The sequence below is a fragment of the Kribbella sp. NPDC051770 genome, from assembly GCF_040681455.1.
In the GTDB taxonomy this organism is placed as follows: domain Bacteria; phylum Actinomycetota; class Actinomycetes; order Propionibacteriales; family Kribbellaceae; genus Kribbella.
This window is the reverse complement of the sequence record NZ_JBFAYT010000003.1, coordinates 252603-274241: the sequence shown is the minus strand read 5'-3', so window position 1 is coordinate 274241 and position 21639 is coordinate 252603. Positions and strand designations below refer to the sequence as shown.

Annotated in this window: 19 protein-coding genes; 4 read left to right on the top strand and 15 right to left on the bottom strand. The window is 70.7% G+C overall.

The window, feature by feature from the left end; genetic code table 11:
* Entirely contained in the window at positions 1-1098 is a 1098-nt protein-coding gene (locus AB0M01_RS12665; RefSeq protein ID WP_363668616.1) for an ADP-ribosylglycohydrolase family protein, read from the top strand.
* 93 nt (positions 1099-1191) lie between these two features.
* Here AB0M01_RS12665 and AB0M01_RS12660 read toward each other — a convergent pair whose 3' ends face one another.
* The 7 genes from AB0M01_RS12660 to ruvX form a co-directional block, all read right to left on the bottom strand.
* Positions 1192-2784, bottom strand: coding sequence for an FAD-binding protein (locus AB0M01_RS12660; RefSeq protein ID WP_363668614.1), 1593 nt, complete (start codon positions 2782-2784; stop codon positions 1192-1194).
* A gap of 101 nt (positions 2785-2885) precedes the next feature.
* Positions 2886-3584: an A24 family peptidase gene (locus AB0M01_RS12655; RefSeq protein WP_363668612.1), complete on the bottom strand. Its 699-nt coding sequence runs from the start codon at positions 3582-3584 to the stop codon at positions 2886-2888.
* Positions 3585-3638: 54 nt separating this feature from the next.
* Positions 3639-4658: a DUF2330 domain-containing protein gene (locus tag AB0M01_RS12650; RefSeq protein WP_363668610.1), complete on the bottom strand. Its 1020-nt coding sequence runs from the start codon at positions 4656-4658 to the stop codon at positions 3639-3641.
* Positions 4659-4673: 15 nt separating this feature from the next.
* On the bottom strand, positions 4674-6155 hold the full coding sequence (locus AB0M01_RS12645) for an FAD-binding oxidoreductase (RefSeq protein WP_363668608.1): 1482 nt from the start codon (positions 6153-6155) through the stop codon (positions 4674-4676).
* A complete protein-coding gene (locus AB0M01_RS12640; RefSeq protein WP_363668606.1) occupies positions 6142-6954 on the bottom strand; it encodes a shikimate dehydrogenase in 813 nt (270 codons plus the stop codon). Before AB0M01_RS12640 ends, AB0M01_RS12645 begins: the two co-directional genes overlap by 14 nt.
* 15 nt (positions 6955-6969) lie before the next feature.
* The gene (gene mltG / locus AB0M01_RS12635) at positions 6970-8160 is read right to left on the bottom strand and encodes an endolytic transglycosylase MltG (RefSeq protein WP_363668604.1); all 1191 of its coding nucleotides are present in this window, start codon (positions 8158-8160) and stop codon (positions 6970-6972) included.
* 22 nt (positions 8161-8182) lie between these two features.
* Positions 8183-8689: a Holliday junction resolvase RuvX gene (ruvX, locus tag AB0M01_RS12630; RefSeq protein WP_363668602.1), complete on the bottom strand. Its 507-nt coding sequence runs from the start codon at positions 8687-8689 to the stop codon at positions 8183-8185.
* Between the two features lie 18 nt (positions 8690-8707).
* Here ruvX and AB0M01_RS12625 point away from each other — a divergent pair, with 18 nt between their 5' ends.
* Positions 8708-8839 carry a hypothetical protein gene (locus AB0M01_RS12625; RefSeq protein ID WP_363668600.1) on the top strand — a complete coding sequence of 44 codons (132 nt, stop codon included), beginning with the start codon at positions 8708-8710 and terminating at the stop codon, positions 8837-8839.
* Here AB0M01_RS12625 and alaS read toward each other — a convergent pair.
* The 7 genes from alaS to AB0M01_RS12590 all read right to left on the bottom strand — a co-directional run bounded on the left by alaS (position 8829) and on the right by AB0M01_RS12590 (position 17729).
* A complete protein-coding gene (gene alaS / locus AB0M01_RS12620; RefSeq protein ID WP_363668598.1) occupies positions 8829-11498 on the bottom strand; it encodes an alanine--tRNA ligase in 2670 nt (889 codons plus the stop codon). The two genes, AB0M01_RS12625 and alaS, sit on opposite strands and share 11 nt — an antisense overlap.
* A gap of 5 nt (positions 11499-11503) precedes the next feature.
* Positions 11504-11749 carry a DUF6167 family protein gene (locus tag AB0M01_RS12615; RefSeq protein ID WP_363668596.1) on the bottom strand — a complete coding sequence of 82 codons (246 nt, stop codon included), beginning with the start codon at positions 11747-11749 and terminating at the stop codon, positions 11504-11506.
* Complete coding sequence (locus AB0M01_RS12610; protein WP_363668594.1) at positions 11746-12165, bottom strand: DUF948 domain-containing protein; 420 nt, start codon at positions 12163-12165, stop codon at positions 11746-11748. Before AB0M01_RS12610 ends, AB0M01_RS12615 begins: the two co-directional genes overlap by 4 nt.
* A gap of 143 nt (positions 12166-12308) precedes the next feature.
* Positions 12309-12605, bottom strand: coding sequence for a nuclear transport factor 2 family protein (locus AB0M01_RS12605; RefSeq protein WP_363668592.1), 297 nt, complete (start codon positions 12603-12605; stop codon positions 12309-12311).
* Positions 12606-12639: 34 nt separating this feature from the next.
* The gene (locus AB0M01_RS12600; RefSeq protein WP_363668590.1) at positions 12640-14103 is read right to left on the bottom strand and encodes a replication-associated recombination protein A; all 1464 of its coding nucleotides are present in this window, start codon (positions 14101-14103) and stop codon (positions 12640-12642) included.
* A gap of 298 nt (positions 14104-14401) precedes the next feature.
* Positions 14402-16873: an accessory Sec system translocase SecA2 gene (gene secA2 / locus AB0M01_RS12595; protein WP_363668588.1), complete on the bottom strand. Its 2472-nt coding sequence runs from the start codon at positions 16871-16873 to the stop codon at positions 14402-14404.
* A gap of 52 nt (positions 16874-16925) precedes the next feature.
* A complete protein-coding gene (locus AB0M01_RS12590) occupies positions 16926-17729 on the bottom strand; it encodes a GNAT family N-acetyltransferase (RefSeq protein WP_363668586.1) in 804 nt (267 codons plus the stop codon).
* A gap of 93 nt (positions 17730-17822) precedes the next feature.
* On the opposite strand from AB0M01_RS12590, the gene AB0M01_RS12585 reads away from it, so the two are divergent.
* Positions 17823-18401, top strand: coding sequence for a hypothetical protein (locus AB0M01_RS12585; protein WP_363668584.1), 579 nt, complete (start codon positions 17823-17825; stop codon positions 18399-18401).
* A gap of 25 nt (positions 18402-18426) precedes the next feature.
* Positions 18427-19575 (top strand): MFS transporter, encoded by a 1149-nt coding sequence (locus AB0M01_RS12580; protein ID WP_363668583.1) that lies wholly within the window; start codon positions 18427-18429, stop codon positions 19573-19575.
* On the opposite strand, the gene AB0M01_RS12575 is transcribed toward AB0M01_RS12580, so the two are convergent.
* Complete coding sequence (locus tag AB0M01_RS12575) at positions 19572-21581, bottom strand: GxGYxYP domain-containing protein (protein WP_363668581.1); 2010 nt, start codon at positions 21579-21581, stop codon at positions 19572-19574. The two genes, AB0M01_RS12580 and AB0M01_RS12575, sit on opposite strands and share 4 nt — an antisense overlap.
* Between the last annotated feature and the right edge of the window lie 58 nt (positions 21582-21639).

Genomic DNA, 21639 nt, shown 5'->3' with positions numbered 1-21639 from the left:
ATGATCGAGCGTGGGGTGGAAGAGGCGTACCGGTCGCGGGTCCGAGGCTGTCTGCTCGGCGGCGCGATCGGGGACGCGCTGGGCGGGCCGGTGGAGTTCTGGGACCGGGACAGCATCGACGCGGCGTTCCCGCTCGGCGTCCGGAGTTTCATTGCTGGAGGCAACAATTGGCCGCCGGGCACGGTCACCGACGACACCCAGATGACGCTGTTCGCGGTCGAGGGGCTGATCCGGGCCGGCGTCCGGACCGATCGCGGGCTCGGGCTGACCGTCGCGGTCACGCAGCACGCGTTCGACCGCTGGCTCGACACGCAGCTGCTCGACAAGCCGAGCGGTGAGCGGGACGGGTGGTTGCAGGCCGAGCAGTGGTTGTACGTACGCCGGGCACCGGGCAACACCTGTCTGACCGCGCTCACCGCGGCGCGGGCGAAGGGCACGTTCGGGATCCAGGCGGTGAACGAATCGAAGGGGTGCGGCGGGGTGATGCGGTCGGCGCCGTTCGGGCTGCTGCCGTACGAGGGCAACGGTGCTTGGGTGTTCGATGCGGCGGCGGAGTCGGCGGGGTACACGCACGGGCATCCGACAGGGAAGCTCGCTAGCGGGGCGCTGGCGTTGCTGGTGTACGAGATCATGCAGGGGGCTGGGCTCGACGCTGCGCTGGATGCCACGCTGGAGCTACTTGGAGAGAAGGCGCAGCACGAGGAGACGACTGCGGCGCTGCTGAAGGCGCGAGAGCTGGCGGCTGCCGGATCGACCGACCTGGAGCAACTCGGTGGCGGCTGGATCGCTGAAGAGGCGCTCGCGATCGGTGTCTACGCGGCACTCAGGCATCCCGAGCCCGGCCAGTTCCTCGACGCGCTCGCACTGTCGGTCACACACTCCGGCGACAGTGACTCGACCGGCGCGATCTGCGGCAACATCCTCGGCGCGCTGCACGGCGAGACCGCGCTGCCGGCCGAGCTGGTGTTCGCCGTCGAAGGTCGCGGCGTGATCCTGCAGCTGGCCGACGACCTGGTGCTCGAGTTCACCCGGCGCGAGCGGTTGCACGGCGAGTACGGGCCGGAGACCACCTGGCGGAACCGCTACCCCGGTTGGTGAATCGACCGGGGCGTCCGGCCCGTCCCCCGAGGATCAGGCCCGGCGCCCCGGCCGGTCGAAGAGCCCGTCAGCGAAACGGGCCGGGACAGCTTCTCACTCGGCGGGTTCGATGGAAAGCCGGTGCCGGAACACGTTTCCGGGATCCCACGCCTTCTTGATCCGCTGCAACCGCGGGTAGTTACCGAGGTAGTACAGGTCGTGCCACGGGACACCGGACGTGTTCTGCGCCGGATCGGCCAGATCGACGTCCGGGTAGTTGATGTACGACCCCGCGTTCACCGCGTTCGGCACCGGGACGCCACCGGTCTCGCGGTAGATCGCGCGGTACGTCGCCCGCGTCCACTCCAGGTGCGTCGCGTCCTGCGCCGGGTCCTCCCAACTGGCCGACATCACCATCTTCATCATCACGTCGCGCTGCGCGGTCGCGGTCGCGTCCGACGGCACGGTGTTCACCTGGCCGCCGTACGGGACGAAGAGCAGGCTGGTCTCCGGTCCCTGGTACGCCGGGTCGGTGAGGTGCTGGTAGATCGTTTCGAGCTGCGTGTCGCTGTAACTGCGGCGCAGGTAGCCGGCCTTGTACTTCGCGCGCGAGGGCGCGACGTCCTCCGCGATCGAGCGCTGGATCGTCCGCTGCAGGAACGGCCCCTCGCCCTGGTCGATCAGCTGCGGCGCGGGCGAGACGCCCTCGACCATCGCCGCGTTGAAGTCGGCGAGCAGCTTCGCCGCGTTCGGCACCCCGGCGTCGATCTGGGTCGACAGCAGGAACCCGCCGGCCGACTTGTGGGTCAGGATGAACGGGCTGTACAGCGTCGCGTACGGCGAACCCGGCGCGTTGTGCCGCTGGTAGAAGGCGAAGAAGTTCCGCAGCGTGCGCAGGAACCCGTCCTTGGTCATCGTGTTCCAGTCGTAGACCGTGATCGTCGAGAGCAGCGACGAAGGGGCCTTGGGCAACAAATTGGCCGGGTCCGATCCGCGCGCGCCGGCGGTCCGCAGCAGGTACCGGGTGACGACGCCGAAGTTGCCGCCCCCGCCGCCGGTGTGCGCCCACCACAGGTCGCGGTGCTCGTTGTCCCGGGTCGCCAGCACCAGGCGGGCCCGGCCGCGGGCGTCCACGACGACCACCTCCACGCCGTACAGGTGGTCGACGACCGAGCCGTAGCGGCGCGACAGCGGCCCGTACCCGCCGCCGCTGAAGTGGCCGCCGACGCCGACCCCGAGGCAGCCGCCGCCGGGCACGGTCAGGCCCCAGCCGTAGAACAGCGCCTTGTAGACGGTCTCGAGCGTCGCCCCGGCACCGATCGAGAACGCGCGCCGGCGCTCGTCGAAGGTGACTTCGTCGTACTGCGACATGTCGATCAGCACCTCGACGTCACTGTGGTCGACGAAGTCCTCGAAGCAGTGACCGCCGCCGCGGACCGCGATCCGCTTGTGCGCGCGGACCGCTTCCTGGACGGCGTCGACCGCGTCCTGCGGCGAGCGGACGACGCGGGCGTAGTCGGGTGCGGCGATGAAGCGGCGGTTGGTGCCGCGCTGGGTGAGGTCGGCGAAGCGGGCGTCGGTGGGGAGGATCTTGTCCGGACCACCACGGCTTTGAGTGCCGGCGGCGGATGCTGTGGTAGCGGTGGCGGGGACGGCGATCAGGGCGGCGCTGCCTGCGAGCAGCCCACGACGACTGAGGTTCGGCACGGCGGACTCCTTGGTCGGTGGAGCTCTCGACCGTAGTCGGCGCGACCGGGCCGCCACATCACCCGGACGGCGGATCCCGAACATCCCCCGACCGGCCGGTTTCACCCCAGGTAAAGGCGTTCCAACGGTCCACCGGCGAACACACCGACCACCGCGCCGGCCAGCATGAACGGCCCGAACGGGAACATCTCCTTGCGTTTGAACACCCGCGCCAGCGTCAGCACGATCCCGAGCACCGCGCCGAGCAGGAACCCGCCGTACAGGCCGCTGACGAACTCGCCCCAGCCGAGCCAACCGAGCGCGATCCCGAGCAGCCCCGACAGCCGCACGTCCCCGAAGCCGACACCGCCCGGCAGCACGAACCAGAGCAGGTAGAACACGCCGAAGCCGATCAGCCCCGCGATCGCGGCGCGCCGCAGCGAACCCCACTCCCCCGTCACCGCCGCCGCGACGACGAGCGCCACCGACACCACCCCGTACGTCGGCCAGATGATCGCCGACGGCAGGTACCGCGTCCGCGCGTCGATGTACCCGAGCACCGCGCCCGCGATCGCCAGCGCGACCCACGCGACGTACCCGCCGGAGAACCCGATCCGCCAGCCGACCAACCCGCCCGCGAGCCCGGCCAGCACTGCGCACCAGACCGCGGCCCGAGGCGTCGCGAGCTCGGCGTACAGGAGCTTGGTGTCGCCCTCGTCGAGAATCGGCTCCGGGATCCGTCGCAGCAGCCAGGGCCCGAGCAGGTACGCCGCGACGGCGCAGCACACCGCTGCGACGAGTCCGGCGATCAGATCAGGCACGATGCCGCAGCCTAGACGATCCGGACCGCCGTTCGGGTGACCCTGTGGACGACCTCAGCGGATCCGGCGGGCGACCACCGCGGCGCCGCCGCCGATCAGCAGCAGGCCGCCGACCACGACACCGAGCGTGCTCCAGAAGCTCTCGTTGCGAGTCACGTAGGTCGTGCGCTGGAAGGAGTCGTCGGTCGCCGCGCGGGTGAACTCGTAGTCGTCGGTGATCTTCGCGGGTTGGGCGAAGTAGGACGAGTAGGCGGTCAGGAAGGTCGCCGGCGCCTTGAGCAGGCCGCTGTCGAGGCGTCCGGCGTACAGGAGCTCGGGGGTGAGCGAGGCGTCCGGCACGGTCGAGGCATCCACCCGGTACGGCGCCGCGACGTACACGGTGACGGCCTGGCTGGTGCTCGCGCCCTTGCTCAACCGCATCGGGTACACGATCTTGTCGGCCGCGAACGACAGCTTCAGCGGCGGCGTCTCCCCGCTCAGCGCCCCGTCGGTCTCCTCCGGGGCCAGCTTCACCGCGACGATCTCCCACTTCTCCGCCAGGTACGGCGTGAGGTTCGTGCCGAGCGACTCCGGTACGGCGTACCCGTTGGTCTGCAGCCATCCGGTCACGTCGGTCGGGCTCGTCCCGCCGAGCCGCACCACCTGGAACGGCCCGAGCCGCATCTGCCCGCGCACGTCGACCCCGGCGCCCGGCGGCGCGCCCGCGGTGTCACCGCCGCGACCACCGAACAGCTCCAGGTCGCGGAACGGCCAGTACGTCGTCCGCTCGACCACCTTCGGCGCGGTCACCCGGGCCAGCTCGTCGAACGTCGACGCCTCCCCCAGCGTCACCTCGGCGGCGGACGGGACCGGCATGATCCAGGCCGCCTTCTTCGACGAGCCCTGGATCGCCATCGACAGCACGATCTGCTCGGTGCTGCCGTCGAACGACACCAGCGCGTGCTCGCCGTTCGACCGTGCCCGCGACTCGGCGTCGGCCAGGTAACCACCGCACGCGCAGGCCCAGGCCGGTGTCACCCCGGCCAGCACCGCCCCGAACGCGAGCACCCCCGCCAACCCCCGCCATGTCCTCATGGCGAGGAACACTACTCAGGCGAAGGTGTACGGAGCGTGGAAGAAGTTCGTCGGGTCGTACTTCTGCTTGATCGCGTGCAGCCGCGCCAGGCTGCCGCCGTAGTACGACGCGTTCGAGCGGCCGGCCTCGAGGTAGTTGATGTAGCCGCCGGCGGAGAACTTCGTCACCGCGTGATGCCCGTTGGTGAGGAACGACTGGGCCGCGCGCAGCTGCGCGGTCGTCGGGTGCGCCGGGAGGCCGGAGTACCACTGGATGACGCCGAGCGCCGAGCGCCACGGCCACGCCGAACCGCCCGGCGGCTGCTTCGCCGCCTGGCCGCCGAGCGGGTCGAGGATCGCGGACGCGGCGACCTTGGCCTTCGCCGCGGTCTTGACCGCGCCGATCAGCGCGTTGATCGTCGCGGCGTCCATCGGACCACGCAGTACGTCGGAACCGGCCAGCCAGCCCTGCCGCGGGCTCGTCGTGCCGCCGCCGAGGTACTTCACCGCCTCCATGTGTGTCTTCACGGTGATCGAGCGGGTCGAGCCCTTCGCGCCGACGAACGACTCCAGCTGCGCGGCCGCGGCCGTCGCCGAGCCGGTCGTCGAGACGCCGACGACATGGATCGACAGCGCGCCGCTGCTGGTCCCGGTGATGTGCAGGTTGCCCCACGTCGTCGACGGAGCTTCCTTCGCGAACCGCTGCCAGCCCTTCAGCACCGCAGCCGCCTTCGACTCCGGCCAGGTCAGCCGGAAGAAGCCGAGCTTGCCGGCGCCGATCGTGGCCAGCCGGAACGACGTGACGATGCCGAGGTTCCCGCCGCCGCCACCGCGCAGCGCCCAGTACAGGTCCGCGTTCTGCGTCGGGCTCGCGGTCCGGACGACGCCGTCCGCGGTCACCACCTGCAGGGACAGGACGCGGTCGCTGGTGAGGCCGTACGTGCGGGTGTGGATGCCCATCCCGCCGCCGAGCGCGAGGCCGGCGATGCCGACGGTCGGGCAGGTGCCGGTCGGGAGCGACCGGGCGAACTTGTCGAGGTACGCGTGGACGTCGTACAAGCGGGCGCCGGCGCCGATCTGGATCGCGTTGTTCGCGTAGGTCAGGCCGCGCAGCGGGCCGACGTCGACCATCAGGCCGTTGGTGACCGCCGAGGCGCCGACGTACGAGTGGCCGCCGCCCTTCGGGACGCAGACCAGCTTGTTCTTCTTGGCGAACAGGATCGCCTGGCGGACGTCCTCGACGCTGCCGGCCCGGACGACGCCGGCCGGCTGGATCGAGTCGAAGCGCGGGTTGAACAGCTGGTGCGCGGCGGCGTACCCGGTCTGGCCGGGACGGAACAGCGGGCCCTTCAGGGCGCGGTCGAGCGCGGCCCAGTCAGGCGCCGCGGCGGCGTCGGCGCCGCTGGTCGCGGCGTGCACGGCTTCCGCCCCCGCGGCGGTCGCCAGCGCGCCCGCGGCGAGCAGGCCACCGGCTTTCAGGACGGTACGGCGGTTCCAGAGATCCTCACTGCGGCTCACGTTCGTCGAGCTCCTCACGCGCTGCGGCCCTCATCGCCGCCAGCGGCGCGGGTGACCTACCGGTCATCATCTCGACCTGCAAGGTCGCCTGATGCACGAGCAGATCAAGACCGTTCAACAGCTCTGTACCGATCCGGTGCGCGACGATCGCCAGCTGCGTCGGCCACGGGTGGTAGGCGACGTCGAAGACGACCGGCGCGACCTGCGCGAAATGCTCGGCCCACGGGTCGACGGCACCGCCGGGCAGCGTCGAGACGCACAGGTCGAAGCCGCCGATCTGCTCGACCTGCTGGAAGTCGGTCACCGAGGTCTTCAGGTCGAGCGCGGCCGCGAGATCCAGCAGTCGCTCGGCCTTCGCGACGTCCCGGACGACCAGCGTCACCTCGCTGACCTTCAACCCGCCGCGCAGCGCTGCGAGCGTGGACGCGGCCGTCGCACCGCCGCCGAGGATCACGGCGGTGTCGGCGCCGGTGATCCCCCGCTCGGCGAACGCCGAGACCAGCCCCGGTACGTCGGTGTTGTGCGCCGAGCGCGACCCATCGGGCTCGAACAGCATCGTGTTCGCCGCCCCGATCAGCTCCGCGACCGGGTCGACCGTGTCCGCCAGCTCCAGCGCGACCCGCTTCAACGGCATCGTCAGCGACAGCCCGCGCACGTCGTCCCCGAGCGTGCTCAGGAACCCGCGCAACTCGTCCTCGGCCACCTCGAACGCGTCGTACCGCCAATCGAGCCCGAGCTCGGCGTACGCCGCCCGATGCATCGCCGGCGACAACGAGTGCGCGATCGGCGAGCCGAGCACGGCACACCTGACCAACTAGCACCGTCCCTTGTGGGCCTGGCACCACGCCTGCAGCTTCGCCACGTTGGCCTGGTGCTCGGTGTCGGTGGTCGCGAAGGCCGTCTCACCGGTGTCCAGGTTGACCAGCGTGAAGTACAGCCACGGGCCCGGTGTCGCGTTCAGCGCGGCCCGCAGCGTGTCCTTGCCGGGCGAGTTGATCGGCGTCGGCGGCAGCCCGCGGTACTTGTAGGTGTTGTACGGCGAGTCGATGTCGCGTTCCTCGTCGCTGGTGTAGACGCCGCCGCTGCGACCGGCCACGTAGTGCACCGTGGAGTCCATCTGCAGCCGCATGTTGCGGGCGAGGCGGTTGTAGATCACCCGCGCGACCTTGCCGTAGTCGTCCGACCGGTTGGTCTCCGCGGCGATGATGCTGGCCACGATCACCACCTGGTACGGGTCCACCTTCTTGCGCTGCGCGACCTGCGGCAGCTTCAGCTCGGCCTGCGTCTTCGCGAACTGCGCGGTCATCAGCTTCAGGATCGTGTACGCCGTAGCGTTCTTCGGGACGTCGTACGTGCCCGGGTAGAGGAAGCCCTCCGGGTTGTTCTTCGCGTACGACGGCAGCCCGAGCGACCACGGCTTGGCCAGCGCGGCGGCGACCGAGCCCGGCGGGAGCTTGACGTTCTTGTTCTCCTGGAGCTTCTGCGCGACCTGGTCCTTGGTCCAGCCGGAGTTCACCCCGACCCGGGTGACCCGGACCGACTTGGCCGGGTCGAGCATCAGCGCCAGGGCGGCCTTGGCCGACATCTTCTTGCGCAGCGTGAACGTCGCGGCCTGGATCTGGGTGCTGCGCGGGTCCTCGCGGGCGGCCCGCTCGAAGGCGCGGGCCGACTTCACCACGTCCTTCTTCTCCAACGTGTCGGCGATCGCCTGGGCGCTCTGGCCCTTGGTCACCTCGACCTGGATCGAGCCGGTGCCTTCGCCCTCGTAGTCGGGCGCGGCGAACAGGCCCTCCAGGTAGTCGCGGCCCTTGCCGAAACCGAACATCAGGCCGCCGATCAGGCCGGCCACCACCAGCAGCGACACGATGCCCGCGAAGCAGCCGAAGCCGCGCCGGGCGCGCTGCTTCTTGCGGTTCGCGCGCTGCTCGGCCCGGCTGACCGGGCGCAGCCCGAGATCGACGTCGAGGTCGTCGCCCTCGTCCACGTCGCCGTACGTCCTGCTCATCCTTCGACCACCGCTGTTCCGTTCACAGGGGCCTCCCGGGTGGGTTGCCGGTCTCCCGCTCGAAGTCGAGCGCGTGTTGCAGAATCACGACCGCCGCGGCCTGGTCGACCACCGCACGCCGTTTGGCACCCTTCTTTCCCCGTTCCCGCAGCATCCGCTCGGCGGTGACCGTGGTGAACCGCTCGTCCACCATCCGTACCGCCGTCGTCCGCACCTGTTCCACTCCGTCCGTCGCGATCTGGTTGTCGTCCCGGGCCGCCTCACTGGCCACCAATTTCTGGCGGATCAGCTCGGTGGTCTCCCGGATCCGGACCGCCGCCGGCCCTTCACCCCCGTTCAACGAGCGAGGCAGCCCGACGACGACCTCGAACGCCTCCAGATCGTGTACGAGCGTAACGATCCGGTCAAGGTCCCCCGGTCCACGGCGCACGGTCTCCACCGGCGTCGCCAGGATCCCGTGCGGATCAGAACTGGCGACCCCGATCCTGGCGTCCCCGATGTCCAGCGCGACCCGCACCCCCCGGCGCATCAGTGTGCCCCAGACAGGGTGCAGGACAAGCGCGTACGCCGTACGCCGGACCGCCGGCCGACCGGACCCCGGGGCGCGCACGCCTCGGGTCCGGCGGTCGCCGACGCGGGGGCGGCGGTCGGCGACCTCCTCATCGTCTTCAGCCCGTGACCAGCTGGCCGACGGCGTGCTCGACCGCGGACAGCGCCTTGTCGACACCCGCCGGGTCCGTGCCGCCGCCCTGGGCGACGTCGTCCTTGCCGCCGCCACGGCCGCCGAGCTGCTCGGCCGCGACCCGGACCAGGTCACCGGCCTTCAGCCGCCACTCGCGGGCGACGTCGTTCAGCGCGACCACGACAGCCGGCTTCCCGTCGTTGACCCCGACCAGCGCGACCACGGCCGGCTTGTCCGCGGGCATCCGGCCGCGCACGTCCAGCGCCAGCTTCCGCAGGTCGCCGCCGCCGACGCCGTCCGGCGTACGGGCCCCGACGAACGCGACCCCGAAGACGTCCTTCGGGCTCTTCGCCAGGTCACCCGCGGCCGCCAGCACCTGACCGGCGCGGACCTTCTCCAGCTCCTTCTCCGCCGCCCGCAGCCGCTCGGCCAGATCCGCGACCTTCGCCGGCAGCTCCTCCGGGCGGGTCTTCAGGTTCTCGCTGAGCAGCCGCACCAGCGACCGCTCGCGGCCCAGGTAGTGCAGCGCCTCCATGCCGACGAACGCCTCGATCCGGCGTACGCCGGCGCCGACCGATGACTCGCTCGTCACCGTCAGCGCACCGACCTGCGACGAGTGCTTCACGTGCGTCCCACCGCAGAGCTCGCGCGACCACGGGCCGCCGATCTCGACGACGCGCACCTGCTCGTCGTACGTCTCACCGAACAGCGCCAGCGCACCCCACTCGCGCGCCTCCGGCAGCGTCATGTACTGCGCGGACACCGCGAGGTCCTGCCGGACGGCGAGGTTCGCGACCTCCTCGATCTCCGAGCGGGTCGCCTGGTCCAGCGCCGACGACCACGCGAAGTCGAGCCGCAGGTAGCCGGGCTTGTTGTACGAACCGCTCTGCAGCGCGTTCGGGCCGAGCACCTGGCGCAGCGCGGCGTGCACGACGTGCGTGCCCGAGTGCGCCTGGCAGGCCTGGATCCGCCAGTCGTGGTCGACCTGCGCGTGCACGTCCATCCCCGGCTGCAGGACACCCTCGAGCACCTCGACGCGGTGCACGATCAGGCCCTTCACCGGCCGCTGGACGTCGAGCACCTTCAGCTTCACGCCGTCGGCGACGATCAGGCCCTCGTCGGCGATCTGACCACCGGACTCGGCGTAGAAGGGAGTCTTCTCCAGCACGACCTCGACGGTCTCGCCCTGCTCGGCGACGTTCGCCACCACGCCCTCGCGCAGCAGCCCGCGGACCCGCGAGTCGGTCGCCAGCTCGGTGTACCCGGTGAACTCGGTCATCCCGGACTCGCGCAGCTCCCGGTACCCCGAGGTGTCGGCGTGGCCGGCCTTCTTCGCCCGCGCGTCGGCCTTGGCCCGCTCGCGCTGCTCCTTCATCAGCGAGCGGAAGCCCTCGGTGTCGACGTTCAGGCCCTGCTCGGCGGCCATCTCGACGGTCAGGTCGATCGGGAAGCCGTAGGTGTCGTGCAGCTGGAACGCCTTCGCGCCCTCGAGCTGGTGCGCGCCGCCGGCCTTGGTCTCCTTGACCGCGACGTCGAAGATCGTCGTACCGGCGGTGAGGGTCCGGCGGAACGCCTCCTCCTCGGCGTACGCGACCTGGCTGATCCGGCCGAAGTCGGCCTCCAGCTCGGGGTACGACTTCTTCATCTGCTGCAGGCTGACCGGCAGCAGCTCGACCAGGCTCGGGTCCTCGTAGCCGAGCAGGCGCATCGAGCGGATCGCGCGGCGCAGCAGGCGGCGCAGGACGTAGCCGCCCTGCTCGTTGCCCGGGGTGACGCCGTCGCCGATCAGCATCAGCGCGCTGCGGACGTGGTCCGCGACCACCCGGAAGCGGACGTCGTCGACGTGCTCGGAGCCGTACTTGCGGCCGCTCAGCTCGGCGGCCTTCTCGATCACCGGGAAGATCTCGTCGATCTCGTACATGTTGTCGACGCCCTGCAGCAGGTACGCGACCCGCTCCAGGCCGAGGCCGGTGTCGATGTTCTTCTTCGGCAGCTCACCGAGGATCGGGTAGCCGTCCTTGCCGCCGCCCTCGCCGCGGATGTTCTGCATGAAGACCAGGTTCCAGAACTCCAGGTAGCGGTCGCCCGCCTCCCAGTCCCGGTCGGCGCCGAACTGCGGGCCGCGGTCGATCAGGATCTCCGAGCACGGGCCGCACGGGCCCGGGATGCCCATCGACCAGAAGTTGTCCTTCATCCCGAGCCGGACGATCCGGTCGTCGGGCAGCCCGGCGACCCGCTTCCAGATGTCGATCGCCTCGTCGTCCTCGTAGTACACCGAGGCGTACAGGACCGACTCGTCGAAGCCGTAGCCACCCTCGCTCTGCGGCTTGGTGACCAGCTCCCAGGCGAACCGGACCGCTTCTTCCTTGAAGTAGTCGCCGAAGGAGAAGTTGCCGTTCATCTGGAAGAAGGTGCCGTGCCGGGTGGTCTTGCCGACCTCCTCGATGTCGAGGGTCCGGACGCACTTCTGGACGCTGGTCGCCCGCGCGTACGGCGGCGTCTGCTGGCCGACGAAGTACGGCACGAACTGGGCCATGCCGGCCACGTTGAACAGCAGGTTCGGGTCCGGCGACGGCAACGGCGCGCTCGGTACGACGGTGTGACCGCGGTCCTCGAAGTACTGCAGGAACCGCCGCCTGATCTCACTGGTTTCCATGGGTGTTACCGGTCGCCCTCACGCTGTGTCGAATCTGCTGTGTCGATACCGAGCGCGTCGCGCAGCTCGGTCTCCCGCTCGGCCATCCCGGCCCGGACCTCGTCGCCGAAGTGCCGGATCGCGCTGGCCACCTTCTCCGCCGACTGCTGCAGGCTCTCCGGTGCCAGCACCTGGGCCCGCTTCTTCAGCCGGGTCACCGCGTAGACGCCGACGGCGGTGCCGATCACGAACCACAGGATCCGCTTGATCACAGGTCACCTCGCTTGCGCGCCTTGCGCTCGGCCTTCATGTCGTCCTTCACCCGGCGGGCCACGTCGCGGCGCTGGTTGTCGCCGAGCGCCTTGCGGACGCCGTACGTGAACGCGGCCGCCTTCACCAGCGGACCGCCGGCGGTCGCCGCGAACAGCGACGCCAGGGCCGCCGCGTTGGTGGTCACGGTGGTCGCGTTGTCGGTGATGGTGTCCACCTTGGCCAGCTGCGCGTTGGTCGTCGCGACGGTCTCGGTGACCTCGCCGAGCAACGGGACGCTGGAGTCGGAGACGCCCTTGACCATGATCCGGGTCTCGTCGAGCACCTTGCCCAGCTTCAGGATCGGATAGGCCAGCAGGCCCACCAGGATGAGCAGTGCACAGGCCGCTATCAGGCCCGCGACTTCACCGACGCTCATTGGAAACGATCCACCTTCCCGTTGCGACCACGTGGACCGCCCGACCTTATCGCGCGCCCCTACCGCACTCCGCTCCAGGACACCATCCCCCAGATCACAGTCCCCCACCAACTCGGGTTTCCCGGCCCTGTGGACGAACCGGCTCAGTCGAAGGTGATGGTGAGGGACTGGACGTGGCCGGTGGGGGTCCAGGTGAGGTGCATGGTGCCGGTGGGGCCGGAGGCCCAGGCGAAGCGAGTGTCGTCGAGGAGGCGCATGGTCTCGGTGGGTGGGTTGGTGCGGTAGGCCTCGGCGATTGCTGCGCGGCCGTGGAACGGGCCGGCGGGGACGTTGGTGAAGGTCATCGTGGCGTCGGCGGCGAAGCGGGTCGCGAAGGTGTCCCAGTCACCGGTGGTGACGGCGGTGTTGAAGGCCTCGACGTGGTCGGTCGACCGGCTCATCGGCTGGCTCGGCAGGTCTCGGCGTACGGGGTTGTCATTTGCGGTCCCGGAGGATCTTGCGGATCGCGGCGACCCGGTCGGCGTACGCCGCTTCGCCGCCGCGGCGGGTGGGCTGGTAGTAGTCGACCTGGTCGACGACGTCGGGGGCGTACTGCTGCGGGAGCACGCCGCGGGGGTCGTTGTGCGAGTACTGGTACGACGCTCCGTGGCCGATCTTCTTCGCGCCGGCGTAGTGCGCGTCGCGCAGGTGCGGCGGGACCGGGCCGACCTTGCCGGCCTTCACGTCGGCGATCGCGGAGTCGATCGCGGTGATCACCGCGTTCGACTTCGGCGCGAGGGCCAGTGCGACGACGGCCTGGGCGAGGTTGATGCGCGCCTCGGGCATGCCGATCAGCTGGACCGCCTCGGCGGCGGCGATCGCGACACCGAGCGCGGTCGGGTCGCCCATGCCGATGTCCTCGCTCGCGGAGATCACCAGCCGGCGGGCGATGAACCGCGGGTCCTCACCGGCCTCGACCATCCGGGCCAGGTAGTGCATCGCGGCGTCGACGTCGGAGCCGCGGATCGACTTGATCATCGCGGAGGTGACGTCGTAGTGCTGGTCGCCGGCGCGGTCGTACCGGACGGCGGCGCGGTCGACGGCGGTCTCGAGGGTCTTCAGGTCGATCAGTACGGCGGAACGCTCGTCGCCTGTCTCGCCGTCGGCGGTCTCGCCGTCGCCTGTCTCGCCCGTGGCGGTCTCGCCCTTGGCGGTCGGCGGCTCCGCGGCGGCGGCTTTCGCCTTCGCTCCCCCGGCGGCCGCCTCCAGGTACGTCAGCGCCCGGCGCGCGTCCCCGCCGGCCATCCGGAGCAGGTGGTCCTTCGCGTCCGCGGCCAGCTCGTACTCACCGTTCAGCCCGCGCTCGTCGGTCAGTGCGCGATCGAGCAGTACGGCGATGTCGTCGTCGGTCAGCGACTCCAGCGTCAGCAGGAGCGAGCGGGAGAGCAGTGGGGAGATCACCGAGAAGAACGGATTCTCGGTCGTCGCCGCGACGAGTGTCACCCAGCGGTTCTCCACGCCGGGCAGGAGCGCGTCCTGCTGCGCCTTCGTGAACCGGTGCACCTCGTCGATGAACAGCACGGTCTCGACCGCACCCCCCGGGCGCGAGAGCTCGCGGCGGGCGGCGTCGATCACCTGGCGAACGTCCTTCACGCCGGCGGTCACCGCGGACAGCTCGACGAACTTGCGGTTCGTCTGGTGCGAGACGACCGCCGCGATCGTGGTTTTGCCTGTTCCTGGAGGTCCCCAGAGCAGGAGCGACATCGGCTGGTCGCCCTCGACCAGCCGCCGCAGCGGCGATCCGGGCGCCAGCAGGTGTTGCTGCCCGACCAGTTCGTCCAGGCTTCGCGGGCGCATCCGCACGGCGAGCGGGGCCGAGGTGTGATCGGCGTCCGCCAGGCTCCCACCCCCGCGCGCGGGAGCAGGAGCACCAGGAAGATCGAACAAGCCTTCGGTCACCCGACGAGCCTACCTAGGAGGACAGACAGAGAGTTGGCTGAGGTCCGCTGTGATGCGGCCGGAGAGGCCCTGCAACTACAGACCGCTCCGGCCGGAAGGCGATGTAGGTGCCTACTTCTTCTGGTCGGCGGCGTCGGCGGCCCGGCCACGCCCACCGACACCCCGCCGTACCGGGCACCGCTCACCCAACCGGCTGAAGACCGGCAATACCACCCCGGGGCCGTGAACACGAAATAACCTGTCCAAGGCCCCGGCTTCCCGTTCACGGCCCCGGCTGGTGCTGACGCGCCCCGGGCGGCTACTTCTTCTTGTCGTCGTCCTCGTCGTCTTCGCGGAGCTCCTCCGGGAGCTCGTCGGACAGTTCGTCCTCGTCCAGGTCGCGGAGTTCCTCGGGGAGGTCCTCGTCGTCGAGCTCGACGGGGGTGTCGTCCTCGACGGTGACCAGTTCGTTGCCCTTGATGGCGTTGCGCAGGCGGCCGAGGATGCGGTCGGCCTCGGTGCCGAAGGGGTTGTCGTTGACCAGGTAGGTCCAGGTCGCCGTCGGGCGCGGTACGCCGGACTTCTCCTCGTCCAGGCCCTCCGAGCCGATCTCGGCGGACTCCAGCGACTCCGCGGCGTCCTTCCACGCGTCGTCGATCAGGGTCTTGAACGACTCGATCGCCAGCTTGTTGAACTCGTCGATCGGCTTCTGGTGCACGATGCCGCCGGCCAGCGAGCGCAGGTGGATGCCTTCGCGCAGGTCGCCGAGGTACGCGACGTGGTCGGTCCAGCGGCGGTCCAGGTGGTGCAGGGCGATCCGGCGCGCGGCGTCCTTCACGACGTCCTCGTCGTGCGCCTCGACCAGCTCGTCGTAGCGCTCCTTCGCCAGCGACGCCAGCTTCTCCCCAGCCAGATCCTCCGCGAGCACCTTCTCGCGCGTGTCCAGCACGATCGCCCGCTGCTGCTCGGTGAGCCGGCTGTACGACCACGTGGTCCGCAGCAGCTCCGCGTTCGCGCCGTCGGCGACCCGCTGCGCGTGCTCCAGCGTCCCGATCGCCTTCCGGTCGGTGAGCCGCCCGTCCTTGTCCGGCGACGGCCGCAGCCCGGAGGTGATCGAGTACCGCGTGACCAGCTCGTCGGCCAGGCTCGCGAAGAACAGCGACCCGCCCGGGTCACCCTGCCGCCCGGCGCGACCGCGCAGCTGGTCGTCCAGCCGCCGCGAGGCGTGCAGACCGGTCCCGACGACGTACAGACCGCCCAGCTCGGCGGCCCGCTCGCGCCCGTTCGACCCGTCACGGCCACCGAGCCGAATGTCCGTACCGCGGCCCGCCATCTGCGTCGACACGGTCACCGTCTCCGGCACACCGGCCTCGGCGACGATCGCGGCCTCCTCGGCGTCGTTCTTGGCGTTCAGTACGACGTGCGCGACCTCGGCGGCCTCCAGCAGGTCGCTGAGCTGCTCGGACTCCTCGACGCTGTGGGTGCCGATCAGGATCGGCCGCCCGGTCTCGTGGATCTGCTTGATGTGCTCGACCAGCGCCGTGTTCTTCTGCTCGACGGTCAGGTAGAGCCGGTCGGCGTCGTCGATCCGGATGTTCGGCTTGTTCGGCGGGACGACCGCGACCTCGACGTCGTAGAACTCCTGCAGCTGCTCGCCGACGACGACCGCCGTACCGGTCATGCCGCAGAGCTTCGGGTACCGCTTGATCAGCGCCTGGACGGTGATGCTGTCGAGCACCTCGCCGCTCTCGCTGACCGGCACGGCCTCCTTGGCCTCGACCGCGGCCTGCAGGCCGTCGGGCCAGCGCTGCAGCTTGGCGATCCGGCCGCGGCTGTTGTTGATCAGGTGCACCTTGCCGTCGCGGACCAGGTAGTCGACGTCGCGGCGCAGCAGCACCTCGGCGTGCAGCGCGACGTTGACCTGGGTCATCTTGTCCAGGTTGGCGTCGTCGTACAGGTCGATGCCGCCGAGGTGCTCCTCGACGGTGTCGGTGCCCTTGTCGGTGAGCGCGACCGAGCGGCCGTCGCCGTCGATCTCGTAGTCGACACCGGCCCGCAGCGTCCGGACCAGCTGGACCACGTCGTCGTCGAGCTCCTCGGACCGGGTCGCGCCCGCGAGGACCAGCGGCACCCGCGCCTCGTCGATCAGCACCGAGTCGGCCTCGTCGACCAGGGCGACGTCAGGCTCCGCGGAGACCCGCTCCGCGACGTCACCGGCCAGCCGGTCCCGCAGGACGTCGAACCCGACCTCGCTCACCGGGGCGTAGCAGACCTCGGCCTGGTACGCCGTACGCCGCTCCTCGGGCGTCGACGCCTGCCCGACATGACTCACCGTGACGCCGAGCAGCTTGTACAGGGGCGCCATCCACTCCGCGTCGCGCTCGGCCAGGTAGTCGTTGACCGCGAGCACGTGCACCTTGCGGCCACCGATCGCGTACCCGGCGGCGGCGAACGCGCCGGCCAGGGTCTTGCCCTCACCGGTCGCCATCTCGACCACGCGGCCCTGCAGCAGCGCCAGCGCGCCGACGATCTGGCCGTCGAAGGCCCGCTCGCCGAGCGCCCGCTCGCCGGCCTCGCGGGCCAGCGCCAGGAACTCGATCAGGCCGTCCTCGTCCAGGCCGCCCTCGGTGCGCAGCTCGGCCACCACCTCGGTCAGCTCCTCGTCGGTGAGCCCGGTGGAGGACTCGCCCGCCTCGCCGACCGCCGCGGTCAGCTTCTCGTACGGGCCGAGGTCGATCGAGCCGGGGCGCTGCAGGAGCCGGCGGAAGCGCGAGGTGAGTTTCAGAGCCATGGTCTGGGAAACGTACAACGTGCCCCGGTCGTTCCGTACGCCGACCCGCGTGTTACTGCGGGCCCGCCGGACTCCACGTGTACGGCGTGGTGGTGGTCACCGCGTGCAGCCCGAGCTTCTGCAGGATCGGGCTGGAGTCCGGTGACGCGTCCACCCGCAGGTACTCGTACCCGCGCTCGCGCGCGATCCGGGCCCGGTGCACCAGCATCGCGGAGTACAGCCCGCGCCGCCGCCACTCCGGCAGCGTCCCGCCGCCCCACAGGCTGGCGAACCCGGTCCCCGGGTGGAACCGGATCCACCCCGAGGTCAGCACCGGCCCGCCGAGCGCGTCCTCGACCACGCTGACCACCAGCCGGTCGGGGAACATCCGCGCCTCCCCGGCCAGCTGCTCCTCGATCCGCTCGGTCCCGTTGTGCCACAGCGTGTCGGTCAGTACGCCGATCCGGTGGAAGTCGTCGGCGGAGTCGACGTCGCGGATCACCACCTTCGACGGCAGCGCCAGCGGCCGCTGCAGGATCGTGTCGACGGCACCGAGGATCAGCGTCTCCGGGTCCTCGGCGGTGAACCCGTGCCGGACCAGGCGCTCGCCGAGGTCGGCGGGTTCGTCGTAGGCGTAGGTCTTCCACTCGAAGGCGAGCCCGCGGTCGCGGAAGAAGGCCAGTTCGCGCTCGATCACCGCGTCCGGGTCGGCGCCGAGACCGCGCGGGGTCTCGACGAAGCCGCCACCACCCGGCCCTTCGGCGTACGAGCGGTGGACGAGGCCGTCGTGCTCGACCTTCCAGCCGGGGATCGTGTCCGCGTCGGGCAGCCGGATCCGGCGGTGGAAGACGTCGAGCAGCTCATCGGAAGTTGTCATCGGGAGTCATCTTCCTCGCCCGGCCGTCAACCGTCATCCTATTAGAGCGTCTCCTCAGTGGGCACCAGAAGAGCATCGGAAGGGAGAACGACCATGTTCAGACACCCTGTCCGCACCACGATGACCGGCCTGGCCGCGTTCGCCGTCGCCGCGCTCCCCACCGGCGCCGCGGTCGCCGCGGCTCCCGACACCTCGTCGGCGCGACCGTCGGCCGACTGCGCCAAGGGCTGGGGCTCGTTGCCTGAGGCAACCAATACGCTGCGGCGGGCGACCGTCGAGAACGTCCGCACCGGCCGGCACGCCTGCTTCGACCGGCTGGTGGTCGACCTGGCCGGGCCGGCCACGGCGTACCGGGTGCAGTACGTGCCCGTCGTGTACCAGGAGGGCTCCGGCGACCCGATCCCCGCGCGCGGCGGCGCGACGCTGCGGATCGACGTGGAGGCTCCGGCCTACGACGACGCCGGGCGCCCGACGTACCCGTTGAAGAACCTTCGCGAGGTGTCGGCCGTGACCGGTTACGACACCTTCCGCCAGGTGGCCTGGGGCGGCAGCTTCGAGGGCCGGACGACTCTGGCGCTCGGCGTCCGGGCCCGGCTGCCGTTCCAGACCCACCTGCTGACCGGCCCGGGCAACGCCCACCGTCTCGTCGTGGACGTCGCACACCGCTGGTAATCGTTTGCCATGATCGAATGAACCCATGCAGATGGGTTCCCGTACGGCGGCCGGCGCGGTCTTCCTGCTCTTCGGCGTGAACGGCGCGCTGATCGGCGGTGTCGGCGGCACACTGCCCGCGATGCGCGACCGGCTCGGGGTCAGCGCGTCCGGGCTGTCGCTGCTGCTGTTCTGCCTGGCCGTGTCGGCCGTGGTCTCGATGCAGATCGGCGGCCGGCTGGCCGACCGGATCGGGGCGCGGCCGGTCGCGCTGGTCACGCTCTGCCTGCTGACCTCGGGCGTCGGCACGCTCGCGGTCACCGACTCGCTGCCGTGGGCGATCGCCGGGATGATCCTGGCCGGGCTCGGCAACGGTGCGATGGACGTGGCGATGAACTCGCTCGGCGTCGAGGTCGAGCAGTCCCGGCCGAAGCCGATCATGAGCCGCTTCCACGCGTTCTGGAGCCTCGGCAACCTGACCGCCGCGGGCACGGTCGTCCTGGTCGGCCGCCTGCTGGATCGCTCCGGTGGCGGAAATGTCGGGCCGGCGCTCGGCACGCTGGCCGTGCTCGGGCTGGCCGGCATCGCGGTCGCGTACCGGATCGTGCCCGCCGGCCGCCGGATCGAGCACAAGGCGAACGGCGTCCGGATCGCGATCCCCCGGCTGGCCTGGGCGCTCGGCCTGATGGCGTTCTGCTTCGGCCTGGCCGAGGGCACGGCGGTCGACTGGTCGTCGGTGCACGTCACCGACGTCGCCCGGATCGATCCGTCGACCGGCGCCCTCGGCCTGGTCGCGGTCAGCGGGTTCATGGTCGTCGTCCGGCTGCTGGGCGACCAGGTGGTCGCGCGGTTCGGCCGTCGCGCCGTCGTCCGGGTCGGCGGCGTGACGGCCGTGGCCGGCTACCTCGTCACGGTGTTCACCGACCCGCTCCCGCTGCTGCTGGCCGGTTGGGCGCTGGTCGGTCTCGGGGTCGGTCTGGTCGCTCCGCAGGTGTACGCCGTCGCCGGGCACGTCGGCGGCGGCCGGATGCTCGCGATCGTCGTCACCTTCGGGTACGCCGCCTTCCTGGTCGGCCCGGCGATCATCGGCCAGCTGGTCGAGCGCGTCGGCATCCAGCAGGCGATGTTCCTCCCGCTGGCACTGTCCGCCGTCCTGGTCGCGATCTCCGCGGTCCTCCCCCGGACCGAGCCCTAGAGCACCTTGTTGAGGGCGTCGAAGAAGACGTTGCCCAGGACCAGTTCGTACGGCGCCGTGAGCAGCTCGGCCAGTTCCGCGACGTCCGACGGTGTCCACGACCAGGCGTTCACGGCCCCGGCGATGAACAGCGGCGCGTCGCCGGTCCAGGTCTTGGTGTGCTCGTCGAGCGCGGCCTTGTACTCCGCGGCCTTGCCGGGCGGGGAGAAGTTGCCGATCACCGGCAGGCCTCCCCGGCGGACCAGGAGGTCGCCCTTCTCCCAGGACTGGATGATGCCGCGGATCGGCGTGTGCTTCGCGTACGCCCGCCCGATTGCCTCGGAGAACGGGACCCAGGCGTCACCTTCGCGGTGGTTGTAGGCGTAGACGAGATCCATGCCGGTACGGCGTACGTAGGTCCCGGAGAGCTTGAGGTACGCGTCCATCTGGTCGGCGGGCCAGGCGCCCGGGTAGGTGTAGCCGGCGCCGGACGGGCCGCAGACCAGGAGGTCGTTCTTGGTCGCGGTGCGCTGGTAGTGGCTGAGGATGGCCGGACCGACGTCGGCCAGCAGCGGGCTGACCGTCCAGTTCGCCGGGGCGTCGCCGCGCCGCGGGTCGTCCCACAGGTCGCGCATGTGCCGCTGGCAGTACTGGACGTTGTCGCCCTCGCCGAAGGTCAGCGTCACGTAGATCTTCTTCTGCGGCTTGATCGGCGTGAACTTCTTGACCTTGTCCGAGATCGGCGCCGCGACGCCGGAGTGCACCGTCCCGTTCATGTAGAAGTCCGCGGGCAGCACCTCGGAACCGCCCTGCGCGGCCAGGTCGACCCCGCTCCACTCCCCCGCGACGTCGTTCGCGAACCAGCCGGCGTACGGCGTGGTCGGGGCGACCTTGTCGAAGTGCTCGCGGAGCAGGTCGCCGGTCGGGCCGTTCGGCGGCAGCCAGCTGACCAGCGCCTTGGTGGCGACCACGTAGTCGCGGAAGTACGGGAACGGCTCGATCCGGGTCGGCGCGGTGTCGGTCGCCGTGACCAGGTACTGGTTCCACATCTCGACGGTGACGGTCAGGCTGGTGGTTCCGGCGGGCGGCGTGAACTGGTAGATGAAGTAGCCGCCGCCGTCGGCGAACCGGTTGCCCGCGCCGCCGATCGAGGAGTTACCGCCGTCGAAGAGGTACGGCGCTTCCTCCGGCGTACCGGGGGCGAAAGTCGCGATCGTCGCGCCGTTGGCCTTGGCGGTGACCGAGAGGACCGACGGGCCCCAGCCGTCGTCGCCGAACGAGTCCTGGAAGCGCACGTAGACCGTGCCTTTGCCGAGCGCCGGCGAGACGTCGAGGGTGAACATCCCGCGGTTGGACTCGTCGCGGATCTGCCGGGTCTCGCGAGCGATCTCGCGCCAGTTCAGGTTCTCCTCCTGCACGACCATCGTCGGCGGGAGCCCGGCGAGCAGCTGGTGCGAGCAGCGCGGGAAGAGGTGGGTGAGCTGCCAGCGATAGGTCTTGACGCGGTCGTCGTCGAACATCCCGCGCAGGTCCCTCACGACGCGGAGCCCGTGCGCCTTGGCCTGCGCCGCGTCGGCGACGACGGCGTTCTCGAGTCCGGCCAGCGTGGTCGCGATGTTGAGCGAGTCGGGGACGTCGGGGTCGTGCAGGATCGCGCCGCGGACGCGGTGCTTGTACTTCGCGACCAGCGCCAGCGGGTCGGCGTACTGGGTGGTGGGGACGCCGGTGTTGCGCAGCCAGCGCGCGTCGACGCCGTCCGGGCCACCGGGTGAGTAGAGGAAGTAGAGCTCGGGGCGGCTGCGGTTCACCACGCCCTGCAGGGTGGTGAGGAGGGTCTGGTCGCCTCCGCTCAGCTTGCTGACATCGCCGTGGTGCAGGTGCTGGGGGCGGGCGAAGGCCGGCAGCAAGCGGCGGCCTCCGGTCGTGCTCGCAGCGTTCACCGCGGCGGCCGAACCGGTCTGGAACCAGCCCAGTCCCCCGGCCGCCACCGCGCCGCTGCCCGCCAGGAATGTTCGTCTCGAGACCATCGTGACCACTCTCCTGTCGCTGACATCGCTGTCAAATGCGGGCGACAGTAACAACGCG